This window comes from Ferruginibacter sp., assembly GCF_049840995.1.
Classification (GTDB): domain Bacteria; phylum Bacteroidota; class Bacteroidia; order Chitinophagales; family Chitinophagaceae; genus Ferruginibacter.
Genome location: NZ_JASGIP010000001.1, coordinates 44,603 through 68,993, shown reverse-complemented (window position 1 = coordinate 68,993; position 24,391 = coordinate 44,603). Strand labels below are relative to the sequence as shown.

Below are 24,391 nucleotides of genomic sequence, written 5' to 3'. Positions count from 1 at the left end.
ATGAAAAAGATATTTATTAGTTTTTGTACCTCGGTATTTGCCATTGCCGCCACTGCGCAAAGCAGTTTTGTAAAAGATAATTTCACCAAGCTGGACACCACCATTACCATGCGGGATGGTATTAAACTGTACACAGTGATCTACATCCCCAAAGACCAGTCGCAGCATTATCCTTTTTTAATGGAACGTACGCCCTACTCTGCCGGGCCTTATGGCGACACTTATGCAAGGTCCATTGGCCCCAATGAAAGCCTGATGAAGGAAAAATACATTTTTGTATACCAGGATGTTCGCGGCCGCTACATGAGCGAAGGCGTGAACCTGGAAGTAACGCCGTATATCGCCAATAAAAAAAGCAAAAAGGATGTGGATGAAAGCAGTGACACTTATGATACGGTGGACTGGTTACTGAAAAATATTAAAAATAACAATGGTCGTGTAGGCCTTGCCGGTATCTCCTACCCCGGCTTTTATGCCACGGCCTGTTTGCCCGGTGCACATCCTGCCATTAAAGCAGTAAGTCCTCAGGCACCGGTTACAGATGAATTTGTGGGAGATGATGCCAATCATAACGGCGCTTTCTTTTTAATGGACAATTTCAGTTTCATGAACTTTTTTGATATGGAACGCCCGGGTCCGGTGAAGGATTACAGCAAGCCGCTATTTACAGCCGGTTACCGCGATGCCTTCCAGTTCTATTTAAAAATGGGCACAGTTAAAAATACCAATGGCGCAAAGTATTACAACAATAAAAGTGTGATCTGGAACGAATACCTGCAGCATGATACGTATGATGCGTACTGGAAAGCAAGGAATATCAGGCCGCATTTAAAAAATATTACCATCCCTACACTGGTGGTGGGCGGCTGGTTTGATGCAGAAGATCTTTTTGGTGCATTGCATACCTATGAAGCCATCGAAAAACAAAGCCCGGTAAATACCAACCGTCTTGTAATGGGTCCGTGGACGCATGGTAGCTGGGAAAGTGGCGACTGGAGCAAATTTGTAACGCATGATTTCGGCAGCAACACCAGTAAATATTTCCAGGATAGTTTAGAGACCACGTTCTTTAATTTTTATTTAAAAGATAAGGGCAGTTTTAATGCTGCAGAAGCCACGGTTTTTGAAACCGGCAGCAATCAATGGAAAAGTTATGCTGTATGGCCTCCAAAAAATACCGTTGCCGTTGACTATTTTTTAAATGCCGGTAACAAATTATCCCTGCAGAAAACGGCGGATAAAAATAATTTTGACGAATACATCAGCGACCCTGCCAAACCGGTGCCTTATACCAATGGTGTATTTGGCAGGCGCAACAACGAGTACATGGCCGAAGACCAGCGCTTTGCTGCATTGCGCCCCGATGTGCTGGTGTTTGAAACAGATGAATTAACAGAAGATGTAACACTGGCCGGCCGCATCAATGCCGACCTGTTTGTAAGCATCAGCAGCACCGACGCAGATTTTGTTGTAAAACTGATAGATGTATTACCCGATACTGCCGCTACTCCAAGAACTGCGCCGCGTGGTTTCAGCATGTCGGGCTTGCAGCGACTGGTAAGGGCCGAAGTAATGCGGGGCAAATTCCGCAACAGTTACGAAAAGCCGGAGGCATTTACACCTAACCAGGTATCGGAAGTAAAATTTGACCTGAATGATGTAGCGCATGTTTTTAAGAAGGGACATAAGATCATGGTGCAGGTGCAAAGCAGCTGGTTTCCTTTGGTTGACAGGAACCCGCAGCAGTTCATGCGTATACCGGACGCCACGGAAAAAGATTTTCAAAAGGCCACTATCAGGATCTATCATGATGATGAGAATGCCAGTAAAATTGTATTACCTGTTTTAAAATAATTTATACCACCTTCATCTCTATTAAACTGTCTATATGAAATGGATCGCTTCTGTTGTTCTTTTGTTTTTTGTATTTACCATGAAAGCTCAAAACACCATTAACCTGGTACCCATGCCCGCCGATGTAAAACCGGGCAAAGGAATTGTTTTGATCAACCCGGAGACAAAGCTGGTGCTGGAAGGTAGCAATCTTGAAAAATGTGCAGCTGCCTTGAATAATTATCTGCAGGCCAATTTTGGATATAGTTTAAAGACCGTAAAAAATTATTCCTCTTCCAATTCCATCACATTGAATTATGAGCGATTGGATAATGATCTGCCGGGCGCTTATAATTTAACGGCTGATAAAAAGGGTATTTACATTGCCGGTGATAATGAAGAAGGTGTTTTTTATGGTGTGCAGACCTTGATACAGTTAATTGAAAGGCCTAAAACAAAAGCGATCGTAAAGGTGAATACCACTTTAAATGTTCCTTATGTAACCATACAGGATCATCCACGTTTTGCATACCGCGGCCTGCACCTGGATGTGGCCCGCCATTTCTTCCCCGTTTCGTATGTAAAAAAATATATTGATTACCTCGCTGCCTATAAATACAATACTTTTCACTGGCATTTAACCGATGACCAGGGCTGGCGTATTGAAATAAAAAAATATCCCTTGCTTACTTCGGTAGGCGGATACCGGAATGGCACTATCATTGGCCGCTATCCCGGCAAGGGAAATGATGGCCTTACTTACGGTGGCTATTACACGCAGGAGCAGGTAAAGGAAATTGTACAATATGCTGCTGAAAGATATATTACGGTGATACCCGAAATTGAAATGCCGGGCCATGCATCGGCAGCCATTGCCGCTTACCCGCAATTAAGCTGCTTTCCCGACTCCAGTACCAAGACCGGCAAAACACCCTGGTCTGGTTCCAAACAGGGCAAGCAAGTGCAGCAAACCTGGGGCGTATTTGAAGATGTGTTTGCGCCAACCGATTACACGTTCAATTTTTTACAGGATGTGCTGGATGAAGTGATGCCCCTGTTCCCTTCCAAATACATTCATATCGGCGGCGATGAATGCCCTAAAGAATCCTGGAAAAGATCTCCATTTTGTCAACAACTCATCAAAGACAATAATTTAAAAGACGAACATGGCCTGCAGAGTTATTTTATCCAGCACATGGAAAAATACATCAACAGCAAGGGCAAACAGATCATTGGCTGGGATGAGATATTAGAAGGCGGCCTTGCACCCAACGCTACTGTAATGAGTTGGCGTGGCGAAGAAGGTGGTATTGAAGCGGCCAAACAAAACCATGATGTGATCATGACACCCGGCGCTTATTGCTACCTCGATCACAGCCAGAGCAGGAATGAGGACAGTGTGACAATCGGCGGTTATTTACCATTGGATAAAGTATATAATTACGAACCGGTACCCGCCGTATTGAATGCCGCACAGGCCAAACATGTACTGGGAGCACAAGGCAATTTATGGACTGAATATATTGGCAATCCCGCCAAAGTAGAATACATGATCTTTCCCCGCATGATCGCATTGAGCGAAGTATTATGGAGCCCCAAAGAAAAAAGGAACTGGAAAGATTTTGAAAGAAGGTTGCCTTTTGTATTGCAGTCACTTGATAAAAAAAAAGTGAACTACAGTAAGGCTTATTATGATCTGCAGGCAATAGTAGTGCCGGGCAACGACGGTCAGGGTGTTGCATGGAAGCTGGAGTCGAAGAACAGCAATGCGGTGATCCAATACGAGACCGTTTTGCCTGTTGGTAAAAGATATTCGTATACAGGTCCTGTACCTGTTACCCAAAACACCATTGCCAATGCCTGGGCCGAAGATGGTGCCACAAAAAGTAATATCATCACACAATATTTTAAATTCAATAAGGCCACCGGAAAAAAAATTAGCCTTGTAACAGAAGCATCCAAAAATTATCCCGGCGATGGTGCGTTCACGTTAGTGAATGGCGTACAGAATGAATTGGGCCTTTCCAAAGGCAATGAATTTTTAGGTTTTTTAGGCAAGGATTGCGAAGGCACGATCGACCTTGGCAAGCCCGAAAAAATAAAGACCATCCGTTTTCATTCGTTGAGCCAGAGCGGCAGCTGGATATATCCACCTCAATATGTGGAAGTGAGTTTTGGCAGCGCTGCCAGCGGCAAAAAAATAATTGCAGCAGTAAAACCTGTGGAAGAAAAAGAAGGGAATATCATTTACGAGATCCAGCTGGATGAAGGAACGGAAATAAGTTCGTTTAATTTTAAACTGGTGAATTTTGGTATCATTCCTTCAGGCAATCCCGGCGCCGGTACAGCAGCCTGGTTGTTTGTGGATGAGATAGAAGCGGAGTAAATAGGGGCCCTCTTTTTCACATGGTCAGACGAGGGCGTCAGACCATGTGAAAAAGAGGGCCTGGCTGCATGGTCTGACGCCCTCGTCTGACCATGCAGAAAACCTTGATGAGAAAAACACTATTATACTTTTTGTTATTGTGCAGTTATACACTTACTGCACAGCAACATTACATTGCGCCATCTGATCCGCTGGTGATAAAAAAATTATCGCAGTGGCAGGATTGGAAATTTGGCTTGCTGATGCACTGGGGCACTTACAGCCAGTGGGGCGTGGTGGAAAGCTGGAGCATCTGCCCCGAAGATGAAGGCTGGACGCAGCGGGATACGATGCATGGCAAGACCTATAATGAATACAAGAGCAATTATGAAGCATTGCAAACTACCTTCAATCCAAAAAATTTCAACCCGGATAAATGGGCCTTGGCAGCAAAAGATGCCGGCATGAAATACGTGGTATTCACCACCAAGCACCATGATGGTTTTTGCATGTTCGATACCAAGCAGACGGATTATAAAATAACAGCTCCCAAAACACCTTTTTCTTCCAACCCCAAAAGCAATGTTGCCAAAGAAGTTTTTGAGGCTTTCCGCAGCAAGGGTATGGCCACCGGCGCTTATTTCAGCAAGCCCGACTGGCATACGGATAATTACTGGTGGCCTTATTTTCCGCCCAAGGACAGGAATGTGAATTACGATCCTAAAAAATACCCCGAGCGCTGGCAGGCTTATAAAGATTTTACGTACAACCAGGTAAAGGAACTGATGAGTGACTATGGCAGCATGGATATTTTATGGCTAGATGGCGGTTGGGTAAGGCCTAAATATACTATTGATACCGCCATTGAATGGCAACGCACCATTACCTACGACCAGGATATTGACATGGCTAAAATTGCGTCTATGGCAAGACGTTACCAACCCGGGCTTTTGGTGGTGGACCGCAGTGTGGGTTATGAATATGAGAATTATGTAACGCCGGAACAACAGGTACCCACTTCCCTGCTGCCCTATCCCTGGGAAACCTGTATGACGATGGCAACCAGCTGGAGTTATGTACCGAAGGATAAATATAAATCCAGCAACGAGCTGATCCATACATTGGTAAAAATTGTAGGCAGTGGTGGCAATTTATTATTGAATGTAGGCCCCGACCCCAATGGCGAATGGGATACTGCTGCTTATGCCCGGTTAAAAGATATAGGCGCCTGGATGAAAACAAACAGCGAAGCCATTTATAATACCCGGGCTTTGGAAGGCGCTTTACCCAACCAGGCTTATTTTACCATAGCCAAAGACAAAAAAGCAGCTTATGTTTTAGTATTGCTGAATGAAGACGGCAGTTATACAAAAAGCAATAGCCCTTTGCAGTTCAGCGATCAGTACAATGGCAAATTCACCAAGGCGCAGGTGCTGGGTACCAAAACAAAATTATCATTAAAAAAATATAAGGCAGCCGGTGATAAACCCATGCTGCAACTGGATATTAAAAATACCAATGGTTTCAGTCATTTGAAACATGCAGTGGTATTTAAACTCATCAAATAACTAAAAGAAAGCTTAATTTTATAGCCCAGACTTTATGTATATGAATAAGATTGACCTGACAGATTCGTTAGAAAAAATTCCCGTAAAGATATTTGCCAACTCCAGTGATGGTTCTTTGTTTGTGGCAGAACAGATAGCAACCCTTATCAGGCAAAAAGAAAAAGAAGGAAAAAAATGTGTGATCGGGCTTGCCACCGGTTCTTCGCCTAAAACCTTGTATGCTCACCTGGTGCGCATGCACAAAGAAGAAGGTTTGAGTTTTAAAAACGTTATCACCTTCAATCTCGACCAGTATTATCCCATGGAAAAAGATGCTTTGCAGAGCTATCATTATTTTATGCGGAAGAATTTATTTGAGCATACGGATATCAATCCCGAAAATTATCACCTGCCCGATGGCATGATCGTAAAAGATAAAGTAAAAGAACATTGCCTGGATTATGAAAGGCAAATCGAAGCAGCTGGCGGGCTCGATATGCAGATACTCGGTATCGGTATTAATGGCCATATTGGTTTTAACGAACCCGGCAGCGGCATTTACAGCAAGACACGCCTGGTTACATTAGATAACAGCACCCGTATGGCCAATGCCTACGAGTTTGGCAATATGAGCGAAGTGCCCCGTATGGCCATTACCATGGGCATCAGCACGATATTGAAATCTAAAAAAATAATTCTGATGGCGTGGGGCCAAACCAAGGCGCCCGTGATACAAAAAGCAGTGGAGCTGGATGATACAGAAGATATACCGGCATCACTACTGCAGAACCATGATGACTGCACTTTTGTGGTGGATGAAGCAGCTGCGTGTGAGCTTACCCGTTTTAAAAGCCCCTGGCTTACCGGCGAATGCGAATGGACCCCGGCCATGGTGCGCCGTGCAGTTACCAATCTTGCATTAAAGATCAACAAGCCGGTGTTGAGTTTAACCAACGAGGATTATAATGATAATGGCCTGAACGATCTGTTGACCGAAAAAGGCAATGCTTACGAAACCAACCTGGAAGTATATTATATGCTGCGGGATTCCATCACCGGCTGGCCGGGCGGTAAAAGAAATGCGGAGATTCCACGTCACCCGGAACGCAGTACACCCTTTCCTAAAAAGGTCATCCTCTTCTCCCCTCACCCCGACGATGATATCATCAGTATGGGCGGCACTTTTATGCGCCTGCACGACCAGGGACATGAAGTGCATGTAGCCTATCAAACCAGCGGCAACATTGCAGTTACAGATGAATTTGTAACAAGGTTCATCGACTTTGCAGTGGGTTTTGAAAGCATGTTTGATATTGACAAAACAAAAAGCAAACAGATACTGGATGATGCTATTGCTTTCTTAAAAACAAAAAAGAGCAGCGAAAAAGATACCGAGGCCATACGTGCCATTAAAGGATTGATAAGAAGATGCGAAGCAAAAGCCACCTGTAAATATGTAGGATTAAAAGATGAACAGATCCATTTCCAGAACCTGCCTTTTTATGAAACCGGTACCATTGAAAAAAATCCGATGGGTGAAGCAGATGTGGAATTGACCATGAAATTATTAAAAGAAATAAAACCACAACAGATCTATTGCGCCGGCGATTTTGCCGATCCGCATGGCACACACAAAGTTTGTTTTGATGTGGTGATAGAAGCGTTGAAGAGGTTAAAGATTGAAAGTTTAAAATTGAAAGTTGAAGAGAGATGGATCGAGGATTGCTGGTTGTGGTTGTACAAAGGCGCCTGGCAGGAATGGGATATCACCGAAATTGAAATGGCCATACCGATGAGCCCCGACCAGGTGGTGAAAAAACGGCATGGCATTTTTATACACCAGTCGCAAAAGGATAGCGTGCCCTTCCAGGGCAGCGATAACAGGGAGTTCTGGCAGCGTGCCGAAGAGCGGAATGCGAACACCGCAAAGCTGTATGCACGCCTCGGCCTTACACAATATGCTGCTATGGAGGCATTTGTGAGGTGGCGCTACTAGGCCGCGGAAATCTGCCTGTTTTTTTTTATCTTCATCGTTCAGTTTTACCAAACTAATCAACCACCGATGAGGAGATATCTACCTGTATTTCTTTTATTGTTCTTTTTATCAACCGCAAAACCAGCATCAGCACAATCCTGCTTTAATGTAAACGCCGGAAAGGATACCACCATAGAGTGTAATAAATCCTGCCTCGATTCTTAAAGCAAAGATCCCCAGCATTAAAACTTCTGAAGATTACAAGGTTGTTCCGATAGCATATAACCCTTACCCATACACGTCGCCAATAGGAAATGAATTAACCACGTTATATTCTGATGATATTTTTTCAGCCACCATTGACCTGCCCTTTACTTTTTGTTATTATGGTAATAACTACACGCAATTAAGTGCAGGATCGAACGGGGTATTAACTTTCGATGTAAAAAATAATTCAGGCACCCAGGAGGCATTTGTAATAAATCCGGGTGATAAGATACCATCAAATGTTGGAACACCTAATAATGCAGGTATCTATTATGCACCCAGGGCCAGCATTTTCCTGGCGTATTATGATATGGACCCAACGTTGATGGCATCTCCGCCAAAAAGAAAAATAGAATGGCGATTGGAAGGTACCGCTCCGTGCAGAAAATTTGTATTGTCTTATTACCAGATCGATTATTGGGTAGGTTCAGTTTGTAATAACCAAACGCCAAGATTACTTTGTACCATGCAGGCTGTTTTATATGAAGGTACAGGCCTCATTGATTTCTTTTATGAAAATAAACCCGTGTGCACAGGATACCAGAACGGCCTGGCCATCGCAGGTTTACAAAACTGGGACCAGGATAAAGCTGTTCCATTGCCCGGTAAAAACGGAACCGTATGGACCGCACGTAAGGAAGGCTATCGCTTTGTACCCAATGGCACCAATTCTTTATTAAAGCGGGTAGAGTTGTATAAAAACAATGTACTGATCTCTACAGCCAGTGTAGACGATCTCGGCACCGGTGAACTGGAAGCCACGTTTGCCAATGTTTGCCAGTCAGAAGACAGTATGAGTTATGTTGTGAAAGCCTTTTATCAACAATGCGATAACCCAGCTATTGAAACAGAAGGTTCGGATACCATGATCGTGTATAAAAAATTCACCCATTTTACAAACGACATTGTAGATGCAAAATGTAATGGCGGCAATGGCACAATCACACTCACCGAACCGGTAGGATCAAATATTGAATACTCCATTGATGGCGGCACTACCTGGCAAACCAGCCCTGTATTTACCAAACCTGCCGGCACTTATGATATTACTGCAAGGCTGATCGGCGCTACCTGTAATGGCACCACTACGGTGAGCATTGGCGAACCTGCTGCACTTACTTCTGTTGTAAATACCACTGCGGCTACCTGCGGCAATCCTGATGGTACTATTACCATCACTGCCAGTGGCGGTACACCAGTTTATGAATATTCTTTAAATGGTACCACTTATCAAAATAGTAATATCCTTACAACCGGACAGGGCGTTTATAACAATATCAAAATAAAGGATGCCAATGGTTGTATCAGCAATGCTGCTGCAACGGTACCCATGGATGACCAGATGTTCTTAACTATCGGTAATGATACCACCATTTGTGTTGGCCAGCAGGTAACCTTATCGCCACAAACCAATACCGAGACCAGTATCTTTAAATGGACACCAGCCTTGGGCCTGAACGATGCAACTATTAAAAATCCTGTTGCCACGCCTTCGGATACGATGCACTATACTCTTACAGCCAACTGGGGCCCCTGCACCCGTACCGACGATATCTGGATAAAAGTATTGCACAAGCCCGTTCCTTTTGCAGGTAAGGATACCACCATCTGCGACAAAACGATCGCACTGCTGCATGGTGTTGCTACTAATTTATCCGGTACTGTGAATTATGCCTGGTCGCCTGCCACCAATATTACGCCTGCCAATGCACCGGTAGCGGTTGCAACTGCAGATACAACGGAAACGTATACACTAACTGTTACCGATAACTACGGTTGTAATTTTTCTGTAAGCGATGCAATAGTGGTAACCATGCGGCCACCGGTTCCCGCCTTTGCTGGCAACGATACCATTGCGGTATATGGTATACCGCATCAAATGTCGGGCAGCGGAGGAAAATATTATTTATGGTCGCCCGCCGCGCCTTTGAATAATCCTTTTATTCAAAAACCACAGGCTACTTTGTACAACGACACTTATTTTACTTTGCTCGTTACCGATGATATCGGTTGCAGCAAGACGGATGATATCTTTATTAAAGTATATAAAGGCCCTACCTATTATATTCCCAATGCCTTTACGCCCAATGGCGACGGATTGAATGATGTATTCACGCCGGTGCCGGTAGGTATTTCTTTTACACAGTACTTTGCGGTATACAACCGTATGGGCGAGCTGGTGTACCTCAACAACCAGTGGCTGAAAGGATGGGACGGTACTTATAAGGGCAAAAAAGCAGATGCCGGCACTTATGTGTGGATGATTAAAGGTGTTGACCGTGATGGAAAAGTGGTGGAGATGAAAGGTACAGTGATCCTTTTAAGATAATGAAAGAAAAAGGGCCGTTGATGAACGGCCCTTTTTTATATCAGTTACCTGCATTGGCATCCGGATCCGGTTGTATCTCGTCATCTTCTTTTTTGTCGTACACGTACACACTTACCTGCCAGCCGGTGATGATGTAGTGCAGCGACACTTCTATTTTCACATCCTTATACAATTCATCTTCGCTGGCAAAACGGAAAATACTGCCTGCAAATTTCTTTTCTTCTTTTGGTTCATCATAATTACCCTTTGCATTCACGCCCTTATCATTGCCGGGTACACGCACCTGCATATTTTTTATCTGTAAAAAAAGTTCGCGGTATTGTTTTTTAGCTGCGCTGAAACTTTCCGCTTCCGGGAATACGGCCTGCCAGCTGCGGTTCTTGTCTTTTTTAGATTTATAAGCCGTGATGGTACAGCTTTCCGTACCGGGCAAATTCACTTTACTGCTGTAATCCGAACTTTCCACATTGTCCTGTATCAATGCGCCGGTGATATTCTGCAGGTGATTGGAAAAATCATTCACCACCTGGCGCAACGGTTGCTGTATGGCAGCATTGGGCCGGAATAATAATTGTGCATGGGCAGGGGTTAATTTAAAAAGTAATGTCATCAATAAAAAAGCCATTGCTTTTGTTCTCATAGATATTCAGTTTAATGTTTAAAATAAAGCTGATGAACGAAAAAAAACGGCGGCATAGTATCCGTTTATTTAAAACCGGCCCGCTTTAACAGCACTTTATCTTTCCACACCTGTGGATTACTTGGAATCATGCTGCCAAAACCGGTGTTTGCCGCACTTGTTTACGCTATTTTAGGGGTTATACTACAGCAGCATTCTTTAAAAAATGATTAAATTTGCACTATGAACTGGACCGAAAAAAAAGCAGTACGTGTTGCCATTTTAGATATGAACGAAGAGAAGCCCAACCAGGGCATGCGCTGCATCCGCGAAATACTCAACCAGTTCAGTGATGCCAATAATATCGACCTGGAATGGGACGAATTTGAGGTAAGGGTAAAAAAGCAGATCCCCTCTTTGGAATATGATATCTACATCAGCAGCGGAGGCCCCGGCAGCCCGCTGGAAAGCGAAGGCAGCGAATGGGAAAGGGTATATTTTGGCTGGCTGAATGATGTAATGGCCTGGAACGACAATCATGCGCATGTACAAAAGAAGAAGATCTTTTTTATCTGTCACTCCTACCAGCTCGTTTGCCGTTATTTAAAGATCGCCACGGTTTGCAAAAGAAAAAGTACTGCCTTCGGCGTTTTCCCGGTGCATTTATTACCTGCCGGTACCGAAGAACCGGTTTTTGCAGGTTTGAAGAATCCTTTTTATTCGGTAGACAGCAGGGATTTCCAGGTGGTGGAACCCAATCATAATAAACTGCACCAGTTTGGCGCCAGCATACTGGCCATTGAAAAAGAAAGGCCGCATGTGCCACTGGAAAGGGCCATCATGGCCGTTCGTTTTAACGAACACATGATCGGTACACAGTTTCACCCCGAAGCCGATGCCGTGGGTATGAGCATGCACCTGCAGACAGCCGATAAGAAAAAGACTGTGGTGGAAAATTATGGCCAGGAAAAATGGGCTTCCATGATCGACCAGTTGAATGACCCCGACAAGATCATGTGGACCTACGCACATATACTGCCCAACTTTTTATCGCTGGCCATCGAAAGTATGCAGCCGGTGGAAATTTAAGCGGCCATACCCGAAAATCCATCCCTGTATTGTACGCCTTCAAATGAATTTTATTCATTACTTTTATTACCCGCTATCATCTTCAAAACTATTGCGTCATGATAAAAGAATTAAGGCAACAGTTCAACAGCAATTTCAGCAAGGAAAAATACAACGCCTACGTACAACAGATTGAAGCATTGCATCCCGGTGCACTGGATTTCCGTAACGCCGAAACACCGGTTTTTGTACCGAAGGATTTCACCAAAAAAATGATGGATGCCTGTGAAGACATCATTGATGTGATCACGGATGAAAAATTCATTGCGATGACAGAAAGGGGCATTCCTGCCGATGCAAAAGTGCCCAATCAAAACAGTCATTCGCATTTTATTGCTTTTGATTTTGGCGTATGTGAGGATGATAACGGTAACCTGGAGCCGCAGTTGATAGAAATGCAGGGCTTCCCTACCCTCTTTGCCTTCCAGGCATTTCACAGCGAGATCACCAGGAACTATGCGAACCCGCCGGCGAATTTTTCGCCTTACCTGAATGGGTATGATAAGAACTCTTACCTGAAATTATTTAAGGAAATTGTAGTAGGCGATCTCAACCCGGAAAATGTGATCCTGCTGGAAATATATCCTGAACAGCAAAAAACAAGGATCGATTTTTATTGCACCGAAGATGTACTGAAAATAAAAACAGTTTGCTTAACTAAACTGATCGCCGAAGGCAAACAGTTGTACTACGATAACAATGGTGTAAAAACGCATATCAAAAGAATCTACAACCGCCTGATATTTGATGACCTGCAAAAACAGGAAGGCCTGGGTGATATCATTGATCTTACCAAAGATTATGATGTGGAATGGGTGCCGCACCCCAACTGGTTCTACCGCATCAGTAAATTCACTTTACCATTTATCAATAACCCCTACGTTCCAAAAACTTATTTTTTAAATGAGTTGAAGCAGGTACCGGCCGACCTGGAGAATTATGTTTTAAAACCGCTCTTCTCCTTTGCAGGTATGGGTGTGGTGATAGATGTAACTGCAGCTGATATTGAAAATGTAAAAGACCCCGAGAACTGGATACTGCAGCGCAAAGTAAAATATGCCGATGTAATTGAAACCCCCGATGTGCCTGCCAAGGCAGAGATACGCCTGTTTTATTTTTGGGGCGATGGCTGGGCAAGGCCCAAGGGCGTGCATAACCTGGCAAGACTGAGTAAAGGAAAAATGATCGGTACAAGGTATAATAAGGATAAGGAATGGGTGGGCGGATCGGTAGCATTCTTTGAACAGTAGAAAATGTTCAATGCTCAATATACAATTTTCAATTTTCAAGTAAAAACATTAAGCGTACAAATAAGATATTAGCCTCCTCCACAACTTGAGCATTAAATATTGAACGTTGAAAATTGAACATTCTGCATTTAAAATGTAAACTTGCATTTATGAAAAAGGGCTTATCAAGATTTGAGTTTTATTCTTACACAGTTACAGGCTTTACTAACAAAGGCTGCCAAACAAAAAAATCCGGCATTGTGGTTGTACCAGAACAATGCCCGTACCCCTTTGTTCATGCTGGAAGCATTGGCAAAACTGTATGCCGGTATTCACAACAAAAAAAAGTTCTCCAAAATAAAAGAGCATTTTAAATTACTGGAAGATGCACTGGGCGCCATTGATTATTACGATGCTTTTGCAAAATTATTTGCAGCCGATAAAAAGATACCTGCCACCGTTATCACTTACCTGCAGGCGCAAACAAGAGAAAAGATACAGCGGCTGAATGAATTGTTGACCGAAGAAGACTGGATCGGCAGCGATGCGAAAAGAATAAAAAAGATACAGGAAAAACTCGCCGAAGCCGACTGGCTGAAAACGGGTGATGAAATAGATGCCATCAATGATTTTTATGGTGAAGCCATTTACGGCATCGTAAAATTCATCAAAGGCAATAAATGCCATTTTGAAAATGTGGAAGCTGATGTGCATGAATTAAGAAGAAAACTGCGCTGGCTCAGCATTTACCCGCAGGCTTTGCAGGGATGTATACAATTGAGCAAGTCTAAAAAAACAGCTACTCATCTTAAAAAATACCTTACTAAAGCTATTGTCACTTCTCCTTATAATAAAATGCCCGACTCCGGCGACTGCGCACAATTCTTACTGCTGGAGCAAAATTATTTTTATGCGCTCAGCTGGATGATCGCCGAACTGGGCCGGCTGAAAGACAGCGGGCTGGCGGTGGTTGCCGTAAAAGAATCGCTGCAGCAAAGTACCACAGGTAATGAAGCTGCCGCTTATAAAAAGGCATACGAAATACTGGGCAAAAAGCAACCCACCATTGCTGCCATATTGCGCAGCTCAGAAGTAGTATGCAAAACCTTTTTTAGCGAGCATAACCTGGAGCACCTGGTGGTGGGTACCGCAAAGGCAAAATAATCCCCTTTTATTTTTCTTCCCGAAATTTAGATTACTGGTAAATAAACCTTACTTTTGTTTTAATTTTAGACAAGACTAAATTTTATTTTACTACAATGCTAAAAAATATTTTACTGCCAGCCTTTATCTTCTGTACCCTTTCTGCTGTTGCACAGGACGAAAAGATCGATACCGACCGTCCCGATCAGACGGAAAGCGCCTCCACCGTACCCAAAAAATGGGTGCAGTTTGAATCCGGCTTTTTAAAAGAAGTGTTTAAGAACGGCCGCTTCAGGGATATTACTTATGAGCATCCTTCACTACTGACCAAGTACGGCCTGAGCAAATGGCTGGAGCTGCGGTTGATCACCACCTATATCACCAGTAAGGGCAAAGAAGACAGCCGTGTACTGGATAAAGAAACTGGCCTGTCAGGTGTGGAATTTGGGGGCAAGGCCAATTTCTTTGCCGAAAAGGGATGGCGCCCCAAAACATCGCTGATAGCGCATTACGATTTTGCCGGTTTAAGAACACTCTTTAAAGATACCGTCGATGGTTTCAATTTCCGGTTCACCATGCAGCATACGCTTACCGAAAAGCTGGGCCTGGGTTATAATATCGGTATGGAATGGGAAAGATTTGATAAAGCTCCCGGTTACGTGTACACGTTTGCGCCGGGTTACAATATCAGCGATAAATGGTATGCTTATATTGAAGTGTTCGGCACCATCTGGAAGGATGAAAAACCGGAGAACAGCTTGGATGGCGGTATTGCCTATTATATCAATGATAATTTAAAGGTAGATGCTTCGGGAGGCTTTGGCCTCAGCAGCCAGGCGCCCGATTATTATGCAGCAGTGGGTTTATCCTTCAGGTTCAAGGCGGCAAAATAATTTTATAAAAGGCTGCCCACCAGTTTATCCAGTTGTTTGCCTTCGGCATCAATGGCCACCACCTTGCCTTCTTTATCCAGCAAAATGCTGGTGGGTATCATGTTGATGCCATAACGTTCGGGCACTTTACCGTACCAGCCGCCTTTATCGTTTACCTGTGTGTATTTGATCTTGTCGTGTTTAATAGCTTTCAGCCAATCGTTCTTTTTATTGTCGATGGAAACGCCAAAAACCTCGAAGCCTTTATCCTTGTATTTATTGTACAGCTTTACCACCGATGGATTGGAAGCCCTGCAGGGACCGCACCAGCTGGCCCAGAAATCTATCAGCACTACTTTACCTTTAAAGGAAGAAAGGTTTACCGTACTATCATTAACATTCGGCAGGCTGATCTCGGGTACCGGCTCCCCTACTTTTACCTGTGCATTAACTGCAGCGCAGGCCATTGCAATAACTACTGTAAAAATGATACGTTTCATTTACAACAATTTTTTTTCCGGAATAAAGATAATATGAATTGCAGGAATTGCTTCATTACTGAATAATACTGCAAGTTAGCTACAATCGGCAGATTTTATCCTTATACTGCTGTTAAAATACCACCTAATAAAAAGGAACAGCCGAAGCTGTTCCATGGGGGTTTTACATATATGGCAGTTAGTTTATTTTACAAAAAAGTAGCGCAGCATCAGCTCGTGGGCACCGTTACCCCCTTCAAATGTATTGATGGGGTTATTGTACACATCATAGCAATAGCCGATAAAGAATTTATGATTGAGTTTTAAACCCGCAAAAATGGAATAATCCTGTTTGTGATGGATGTTCACGCCCACATTGATCAGGTCCTTATGCACCAGCATGATGCCGCCTTCGTAATCGGCCGGTGCATTGGGCTGGTACCTTAATTCAAAATGCGGTATCAGTACATTATCCTCATCGGTATTGATGCGGTAACTGGTGTTGAAGAAAAAGTGGCGGTACAGTTTGCCTTCTTCACTGGTGGATGATTTAATGAAATTGAGTTTGGGCTGCAGTATCTGCATGGCCGAAGCGCCGATGGTAAAACGCGGTGTGCGGAAGTAGATACCTGCGGATGCATCTGCCTTGGTGGATGATGCCGCAGCTGACAATAACGGATCGTTGGGAATGAATTCCGCGATTTTATTCTTATCCACTTTAAACTGCAGGGCCTGTGCTCCAAAACCCAGCATCAGTTTTTTGCCTTTATCATCCAGCTTCATGGTATACGAAAAGTTGAACTGTCCGCTGTTGCGGCTGGTGGGTCCTGTTTTATCGGCATAGATCACTCCGCCCAGGCCAATACCGCTGCGTTCCATATAAGTATCGCCGAACAATATAAAAGTTTGCGGGCTCCCGTCAATGCCGGACCACTGGCTGCGGAACACGCCGCCTACGGTGGTCATTTCATTAGCGCCGGTGGCAGCAGGGTTATGTATAAAATTATGATCCATATACTGGCTCAGTTTAAATAACTGTTGCGCTTTTGTATTGATGCACAGCAATGTGGCAAAAGCCAGTACTGCTGTAGTTTTTATTTTTACTGAATACATGTTACTGTTTTTTAGCTTTTGCAATTAATTATCTTAAAATGGTCACACTGCCTTTACGGTCTGTCATGGTATTATTGATCAGTTCGTAATGCACTACAAAATAATAGGTACCGTCTGGCAAAGGCTTGCCTTTATAAGTGCCGTCCCAGTCGTTCTTATAATCGGCCGATTCAAACACTTTGCCGCCCCAGCGGTTGTACACACGGGCAGTTGCTTTCTTTAAACAGTTGCCGTTGGTAACAAACCATTTGTCGTTAAAGCCATCACCATTAGGCGTAAACGCTTCCATGGGTTTAACGCAATCACCCACAACCGTTATCAACACGCTGCTGGTGGCGCTGCAGCCCTGCGGGGTGGTTACTTTTAAAGTGTACAGCTGTGTTGCCGTAGGCGAAGCCAGTGGATTGAGGATATTGGTGGCAGTTAAAGCGGTGGCCGGGGTCCATAAATAAGTGCCTGACGAGCCACTGCCCTGCAGTTGTGTGCTCTGGCTCAGGAAGATGGTAACGGGATTACCTGCACCCGCAGTGGCGGCAGGATTGACCGTTACCGTAAATGCTTTGGATACACTGCATACACCCGTAGTGGCCGCTACAGTGTAAGTAGTAGTGCTGGTGGGTGATAATACAGGGCTGGCAGTGCTGGTGCTACTTACACCTGCGGAAGGTGTCCACAAAAATGAACCGGCATTACTTACGGTATTGGCGCCGAAGGAAGTACCGGAACAAATGGTGGTGTCGAGATGCACAGTAAGCGTGATCGGGGGGGCTACAGTAACTGTGAATGTTTTATTAACGGTACAGCTGCCGGTAGTGCCGGTAACCGTGTACGTGGTAGTAGTGCTGGGTGATAATACCGGGTTGGCAATACCGGCATTGCTTACACCAGTTGTTGGCGACCAGTTGTAGCTGGCGGCATTGCTCACGGTATTGGCATTAAAAGATGCTCCGTTGCAGATAGCCGTATCGGTATGCGCCGTCATGGTCAATGGTGTGGGTGCAGTAATGGTAACCGGGTAAGTGGTGATGCAGGAACTGGCATCGGTAATAGTGGCAATATAATTACCTGCCGGTAAGTTGGTGGCGGTTGGTCCTGTCTGCACCGGGGTGCTGTTCCACGAAATAGTGTAGGGCGAACCGGAACCCGTAACCGTTAATGTAGCACTGCCCGTTGGAACGGTACAGGTACCATTGGTGATGGCAGGCGTAATGGTTTGCGTATAAGCGATACCGGAAATACCAAAGAACACCGCATTGGGAAAAGGCGCATTGCTGCCCCCGGTGGTTACATTGGTAAAGCTCACTTTCTGTAAGGTCTTCTGCCTGTCGGTGCAGGAAAGCGAGATCTCGGCATAATACATTCTTGGATTGGTGGGGTAAGCATCCGCACCCGAAGCCGGTGTGGCCCTGGTACAACGGCCCATACCTGAATATACCAGGTAAGTGGTGTTATTGAACCAGTCGCCCAAAGCATAATTGGCGAGCCCGCTGGTGGTGCTGCCATCCGAAAAAGTAAGTGTTGCATTGATGGTACTCGTACCTTCTGTAGAAAGACATAACACTCTTATTTTAGTAAACTTAGCGGGTGTTGTTAAAGTTAAATCTCCGGTTTGTGTGCGCTGTAGCAGCAGTGCATTATTGCCGGAAAAAGATGCCATCTGGTAAGAGTTACCCACTGCATCGGTGATCAAACCATTGTCGGGTATACCACCACCTCCAAAACTGTTCAGTGTTTTAAAAGTGTTGGTGTAGATCACTTTGTTCGATACCGCCGGGCCATCCAGCGATATGGTAGTGGTAGTGAGTGAACTTGTTCCTGCTTCGGCAACAACATCATGATTAAATCCCGTAACCGTAACCGGTGTAAAAGTCTGGCCTTTTGCAGCGAGGCCAGCAAATAAAAGGGATGACATAAAAAGCCTTTTCAGCTTTACATCATTGTAACTGATAAGCATACGTATAGTTTGGTTAAATTAAAAAGCGAATCCGGTCTTTTCAATTAGAAGCAATCAGGAAATGGGGACGGGGATCGGGTGATCCATATAGCAAGAAATAAGCAATTAAGGCCAGCCTTTTAAACTGGAAGAGCAAAATAGACCTATTTTATCAGAAATAAAAATTTAACAGGATTTTAATTTAATTTTTACTGTTAGTTGACAAAATTCCACAGTATACCAAAACGTATCATCAAACCCTGTGTAGGATAATGGGGTGAAGCAAAATTATTATTAATGAAACCGAAGCCATTAGCAAAGCTTACTGTATTTAAATTTTCAGCACGGATATACGCAGTAAATGATTTGATACGAAAATCGAAGAAGGCGGCAATATCGGGCAGGTTCTTTATTTTCATCGTATCCTGTGGCATAAACTGGCCCATCACCGGGGAGTAGTTATAGGTTTCGTAAGGTGTATAATACCTGGCTTCCAAACCAGCACTTAGGTTCAGGTTCTTATAAAACGTGCCTTCATAAGCCAGCCTGCTTCGTGTAAACAGCAACGGTACCTTTACCGGCGCACTGCCATCTACCTGCTGCAGCACTGCATCCAGGTACCAGTTCCATCTTTTGCTGATCTTTATTTTTTTAGAAGTAGATAGCTGTAATAAATTGATAATCTTACTGTATTGCGCAGTATGATAATAGTCAGAAAAATAAGTAAAATTAGTGATCAGGTGATTTTTAAAACCAAGGTTAATAAACTGGTTGTGCGCTTCGGCACCAAAAGAAATGATGTTTTCTTTTTTACTGATCGTGTTGTTCTTAAAATTAAATACCGATAAGCTATTGTAAATAAATGAAGGACTGCGATTTACATTATTAAAGAAGATCCGCACATCGCCCAGTTTTTTATTCAGGTAACGATCGATAGTGGCATAAGCATTATAATCGCCGCTGTTCAACCCGTTCAGGTAGAACTCCCCTTTCAGCAAAACATCCCAGAGCTTATTCCTGGTTTTATTCCGGTACTCACCATGCAATACTATATTATAATAACTCTTGGTCTCTCCGCCGGTTGGCCGGTAAAACCTTGCCTTGATATTCTCCAGCCTCGCCCCTGCTAAAAAAAACTGGTTGGTGTTTTTGGTATCGGGGAACTGCACCAGCGAAAAATCATTCCTCAGCACACTCCATTTTTCCTGCACCATTAAGGTGTCGTAAGTACCGGTAGTAGTTAAAGTGGTATCGTAATGAACCCTGTAAAAACCAGTGGCCGAAGTATCGGCTGCAACATCTTTATATAAATAATTATAGTTGCTGTAGGTAAAAGTGTACTGCGCCCTCAGTTTGGGGTAGAACAGGTATTCGGTGGTGGAATCATTAATGGCAATAGAATCCCGTTTGCCGATATCATAGCTCTGCCTTAAAAAGAAGGTAACGTCCTTATCAATATTGCCCGTGTATACGGTGGCGTTAAATGGATTGGGTTCGTAATTGAGCGCATTGCCCAGGTTCACATCTATGGAATATCTTTTCTTTTTATTGGGATCGGCCAATAAAGAATCGTTCACGATACCACCGTTCTCCGAACTCTTGATGGTATTGCCCACCAGCACAAAACTGGCCGCATATCTTTTCCGCTTGCCCTGGTAATTGCTGAACACCCGGTAGCTTTTATTATTGGTATTCTGTGTAAGAAAAAAACCGGGAGCGCTGATGAGGCGGTAATCGAAACCAAAGTTCCAGTTGGGCCGTGGGTTTTGGGTATGCAGCACTTTTATCATCTGCTCCTTGCCCGATGCCAGCTGGTAACCCAGTTGTGTAAAGGGCTTGGTGGTTTTGTAAAAGCGGGTATCCTCCAGCTTGAACCGGTAGATATCAAAGGCGTGGAAACCTGCATCCCAGCCGGGTTTAAGGTTGGGCTGGTAAATGAGCGGGTAAGCCGCATTGCCATTATTACCTAAGTATTGCCAGGAGGATGGAACAGGAAAGTATTTATCAAAATCGTTGATGGAACTATCCAGCCGGTTGATACGGGTGGAATCGAGGTATTTAAAAGTAAGCGTGATGGAATCTTTTTTATCATCGCGGTGCTCAAAGCCCAGCGCCTTATCCTTGGCAGATTTATTAGCGCTGGTATCGGATTTACTGGTGGAAGAAGAACCCGTACCCACTTTTGGCAGGTTCTTTAATACCTGCGCATTACCAATAGCCGCTATCAATACCAATATGACAATAAAAAAATACCGCATCAGCTTTTATAATTACAGTTGTGCCACCAGTTCTTTAAATATATACGTCAGTTTAGGTTCTGCATCCTTTGCTGCCTGCAGCACTTCATCGTGGGTAATGGTATTTTCTTCATCCCGTATGCCGATATCCGTTATTACGCTCATGGCAAATACGGGCACACCCATGTGCACCGCCGCTATCACTTCCTGCACGGTACTCATGCCCACGGCATCGCCACCCAGTTGATGGATCAGCTTGTACTCCGCCCTTGTTTCAAAAGTGGGACCGGTCACGCCGCAGTACACCCCTTCCTGCAATGCAATATTCTTAGCTGCAGCAATGGCCTTTACTTTATCGATCAAAGATTTTTTATATGGTTCGCTCATATCCGGGAAACGTGGCCCCAGCGTTTCAATATTCTTGCCCACCAGTGGATTGGGTGTAAAAAAGCTGATATGATCTTTGATGATCATCAGGTCCCCCACCTTAAATGCCTGTGTAGAACCGCCTGCGGCATTGCTTACCAATAAGGTCTCTATACCTAAAAATTTCATTACCCTGATCGGGAACACTACTTCCTGCACACTGTAACCTTCGTAATAATGAAAACGCCCGGCCATGGCCACCACTGTTTTGCCGCCCAGCTGCCCGAATATCAATTTGCCGCTGTGCCCTTCCACTGTACTTACCGGGAAATGAGGGATATCGCTGTAAGCAATTTCTTTTTCCACTGTTATTTCACTGGTAAAACTGCCCAGCCCGCTGCCGAGTACAATCCCCACCAATGGCTTATTACTGTACTGCTGTTGTATGAAAGCGACTGCCTCATTAATTTTTTTCATCATAAACGTTCCATTTTTTGTGCGCCAAAGGTAAGGCAAGATGTGTTAAGGGAGTTATAAGTGATGAGTTATAAGTTATAAGTTGCGGGTTAAGGGTTAGATGATCGTTTGCGGAGATAAGGCTTTGCTAACGATCAAAAACAAAACCAACCCGTAACTTCTTTAACTCGTAACCCGTAACTCTCCTCCCTTAACCAACTCTATAACGAAACCCTCCACTTCCTGCCTTAAACTTTCCGCTACTGGTTTGGCCTTAAAAAAAATTAAGTGGCGCTATACTTTTGATCTGCAATTAACCATCACAACAACTAAAAAAACAAATATGAAAAAATTATTGATCGCCTGCTGTATCGTGGCCGGCCTTGCATCCTGCAACAATTACGGAACCAAACTCAAGATCGAGGGAACCAAGAGTGAACTGTATTATAAAAGCGGTATCACCGAAACCGAGGCAAAGAATACCGGTGATTTTTTAAAGAAAGAATTCATTGGCGACGACAGGGCTGCAAGCATGCAGCTGACCAAAGACGGAGATGTTTATACACTCCGTTTGGTATACGACAAAACTTACTATACTGATTCGCTGAAAAATGGCGAAATGCTGTTCAAAACACTGGGCTATAAAGCTTCCAAGGATGTGTTTGGTGGTAAAAAAGTGACCATTGCACTGGCAGATGAAAACATGAAAGATTTTAAAGTGATCCCCTATGATGAAAGCATTGCAAAAATAATCGACACCCCGGCCGATCCGCAGAACCGTGGCTATGATCATGACAGTGCAGGCGGCGTGAATTTTTACTGGAAAGATATTTCTGATGATGAGTCAAAGACCATTGCTGACTATATTGTTAAGAACGGCGCATTTTCCGGTGGCAAGGCCGAGATCTATATGAATAAAGAAGATGGCCGCTATGTACTGCGTTTCCCTATGCTGGCTTCGGCGCTTACCAGCGATACCTATATCAGCATGGTGGATAAAGTGTCGAAAGAGATCAAGGAAAATGTATTTGCAGACAAGGCTTACAGCTTTATAGTTACCGACGACCAACTGGCTACTGTAAGAAAATGGGACTATTAATAAATGACCCTTTATTATAATGGGGCCGGCAATTGCCGGCCTTTTTTATTGCATTTTTTCTTCTTTAAAAACAAAATACCGTAAAGCGTTTTTAATTATCTTCGCCAAAACTTTTAAAACATGAATCTCCACGAGTACCAGGCTAAAGAATTATTGAAGAAATACAATGTTCCTGTACAGGAAGGCATTCCCTGCAACACCCCTACCGAGGCTGAAGAAGCTTATCGCCAGATACATACCCAGTACGGCAGCAAGTTTGCCGTGGTAAAGGCACAGATACATGCCGGCGGACGTGGTAAAGGAAAGATAGAAGGCACCGAACAGCGTGGTGTGGCCGTAGGAAAAAATGCGGAAGACATTAAACAGATCGCTCAGAATATTTTAGGTGGTACCCTGGTTACTATTCAAACCGGTCCTGCCGGTAAAGTGGTGAATAAAGTACTGGTTGCACAGGATGTATATTATGATGGTCCTAATCCTGTAAAAGAATTTTACTTATCTATATTAATGGACAGGACCAAGGGGCAGAACGTGATCATGTACAGCACCGAAGGCGGTATGAACATTGAAGACGTGGCACATGATACACCTGAAAAAATATTCAAAGAATGGGTGCACCCGGGCGGTGGCCTGCAGGGTTTCCAGGCACGTAAAATTGCTTTTAACCTGGGCCTCAGCGGCGATGCTTTCAAGAACTGCGTAAAATTTGTCACCAATTTATACAATGCTTATGTTGGCCTGGATTGCGGCATGCTGGAAATAAATCCTTTGTTCAAGACCAGTGATGAAAAGATCATTGCGGTGGATTGTAAAATGAACGTGGATGATAACGCACTGATGCGCCATGCAGACCTTGCTGCCATGAGGGATATTACCGAAGAAGATCCTACAGAAGTGGAAGCAGGCAAATTCAACCTGAACTTTGTAAAGCTGGATGGAAACGTAGGTTGTATGGTGAATGGCGCCGGCCTTGCCATGGCTACCATGGATATGATCAAACTGAGCGGTGGTGAACCTGCCAACTTCCTGGACGTAGGCGGTACTGCTAATGCACAAACAGTGGAAGCCGGTTTCCGTATTATCTTAAAAGACCCGAAAGTAAAAGCGATCCTCATCAATATATTTGGCGGTATCGTTCGTTGCGACCGTGTAGCGCAGGGTGTTATTGATGCTTACCAGAGCATTGGTAATATCAGCATCCCTATCATTGTACGTTTACAGGGAACCAATGCCGATGTTGCTAAAAAACTGATCGACGAAAGCGGCCTTAAAGTACAAAGCGCTATCCTATTGAGCGAAGCTGCTGCACTGGTGGGCAAAGCGGTGGCATAAAAATTATATCGTTTTAGATTTTTGTAACCAAACAAATAAACAGATCCTGCCTTAACCGGCAGGATTTTT

General features: G+C 44.0%; 17 protein-coding genes. 11 read left to right on the top strand and 6 right to left on the bottom strand.

The genetic code is table 11. From position 1 onward, the window contains the following. The 5 genes from QM738_RS00280 (at window position 1) to QM738_RS00260 (ending at window position 10,316) form a co-directional block, all read left to right on the top strand. Complete coding sequence (locus QM738_RS00280; RefSeq protein ID WP_462274667.1) at window positions 1-1,854, top strand: CocE/NonD family hydrolase; 1,854 nt, start codon at window positions 1-3, stop codon at window positions 1,852-1,854. A gap of 34 nt (window positions 1,855-1,888) precedes the next feature. Next, window positions 1,889-4,219 (top strand): beta-N-acetylhexosaminidase, encoded by a 2,331-nt coding sequence (locus QM738_RS00275; RefSeq protein WP_462274666.1) that lies wholly within the window; start codon window positions 1,889-1,891, stop codon window positions 4,217-4,219. 107 nt (window positions 4,220-4,326) lie between these two features. After that, window positions 4,327-5,766, top strand: a complete 1,440-nt coding sequence (locus QM738_RS00270) for an alpha-L-fucosidase (protein WP_462274665.1) — start codon at window positions 4,327-4,329, stop codon at window positions 5,764-5,766. A 40-nt stretch (window positions 5,767-5,806) separates the two neighbouring features. Then, complete coding sequence (nagB, locus tag QM738_RS00265; protein WP_462274664.1) at window positions 5,807-7,741, top strand: glucosamine-6-phosphate deaminase; 1,935 nt, start codon at window positions 5,807-5,809, stop codon at window positions 7,739-7,741. A 556-nt stretch (window positions 7,742-8,297) separates the two neighbouring features. After that, entirely contained in the window at window positions 8,298-10,316 is a 2,019-nt protein-coding gene (locus tag QM738_RS00260; protein ID WP_462274663.1) for a T9SS type B sorting domain-containing protein, read from the top strand. Between the two features lie 40 nt (window positions 10,317-10,356). Here the strand turns inward: QM738_RS00260 and QM738_RS00255 are convergent, their stop codons facing one another. Beyond that, the gene (locus tag QM738_RS00255; protein ID WP_462274662.1) at window positions 10,357-10,956 is read right to left on the bottom strand and encodes a hypothetical protein; all 600 of its coding nucleotides are present in this window, start codon (window positions 10,954-10,956) and stop codon (window positions 10,357-10,359) included. Between the two features lie 222 nt (window positions 10,957-11,178). On the opposite strand from QM738_RS00255, the gene QM738_RS00250 reads away from it, so the two are divergent. The 4 genes from QM738_RS00250 to QM738_RS00235 all read left to right on the top strand — a co-directional run bounded on the left by QM738_RS00250 (window position 11,179) and on the right by QM738_RS00235 (window position 15,328). Further along, complete coding sequence (locus QM738_RS00250; RefSeq protein ID WP_462274661.1) at window positions 11,179-12,024, top strand: type 1 glutamine amidotransferase; 846 nt, start codon at window positions 11,179-11,181, stop codon at window positions 12,022-12,024. Between the two features lie 98 nt (window positions 12,025-12,122). Next, a complete protein-coding gene (locus QM738_RS00245) occupies window positions 12,123-13,313 on the top strand; it encodes a hypothetical protein (RefSeq protein WP_462274660.1) in 1,191 nt (396 codons plus the stop codon). Between the two features lie 171 nt (window positions 13,314-13,484). After that, a complete protein-coding gene (locus tag QM738_RS00240; RefSeq protein WP_462274659.1) occupies window positions 13,485-14,456 on the top strand; it encodes a hypothetical protein in 972 nt (323 codons plus the stop codon). 95 nt (window positions 14,457-14,551) lie between these two features. Beyond that, complete coding sequence (locus tag QM738_RS00235; protein WP_462274658.1) at window positions 14,552-15,328, top strand: transporter; 777 nt, start codon at window positions 14,552-14,554, stop codon at window positions 15,326-15,328. Window positions 15,329-15,330: 2 nt separating this feature from the next. On the opposite strand, the gene QM738_RS00230 is transcribed toward QM738_RS00235, so the two are convergent. The 5 genes from QM738_RS00230 to QM738_RS00210 all read right to left on the bottom strand — a co-directional run bounded on the left by QM738_RS00230 (window position 15,331) and on the right by QM738_RS00210 (window position 21,915). Further along, window positions 15,331-15,807: a TlpA family protein disulfide reductase gene (locus tag QM738_RS00230; RefSeq protein WP_462274657.1), complete on the bottom strand. Its 477-nt coding sequence runs from the start codon at window positions 15,805-15,807 to the stop codon at window positions 15,331-15,333. Between the two features lie 183 nt (window positions 15,808-15,990). Then, window positions 15,991-16,899, bottom strand: coding sequence for a PorP/SprF family type IX secretion system membrane protein (locus QM738_RS00225; protein WP_462274656.1), 909 nt, complete (start codon window positions 16,897-16,899; stop codon window positions 15,991-15,993). A 28-nt stretch (window positions 16,900-16,927) separates the two neighbouring features. Next, entirely contained in the window at window positions 16,928-18,853 is a 1,926-nt protein-coding gene (locus QM738_RS00220) for a gliding motility-associated C-terminal domain-containing protein (protein WP_462274655.1), read from the bottom strand. 194 nt (window positions 18,854-19,047) lie between these two features. Beyond that, the gene (locus QM738_RS00215; RefSeq protein WP_462274654.1) at window positions 19,048-21,090 is read right to left on the bottom strand and encodes a putative porin; all 2,043 of its coding nucleotides are present in this window, start codon (window positions 21,088-21,090) and stop codon (window positions 19,048-19,050) included. A 12-nt stretch (window positions 21,091-21,102) separates the two neighbouring features. Beyond that, window positions 21,103-21,915, bottom strand: coding sequence for a purine-nucleoside phosphorylase (locus tag QM738_RS00210; RefSeq protein ID WP_462274653.1), 813 nt, complete (start codon window positions 21,913-21,915; stop codon window positions 21,103-21,105). 319 nt (window positions 21,916-22,234) lie between these two features. Between QM738_RS00210 and QM738_RS00205 the strand changes: the two genes are divergently transcribed. Next, window positions 22,235-22,990: a hypothetical protein gene (locus QM738_RS00205; protein ID WP_462274652.1), complete on the top strand. Its 756-nt coding sequence runs from the start codon at window positions 22,235-22,237 to the stop codon at window positions 22,988-22,990. 120 nt (window positions 22,991-23,110) lie between these two features. Continuing rightward, window positions 23,111-24,322 (top strand): ADP-forming succinate--CoA ligase subunit beta, encoded by a 1,212-nt coding sequence (gene sucC / locus QM738_RS00200; RefSeq protein ID WP_462274651.1) that lies wholly within the window; start codon window positions 23,111-23,113, stop codon window positions 24,320-24,322. Window positions 24,323-24,391 lie beyond the last annotated feature (69 nt).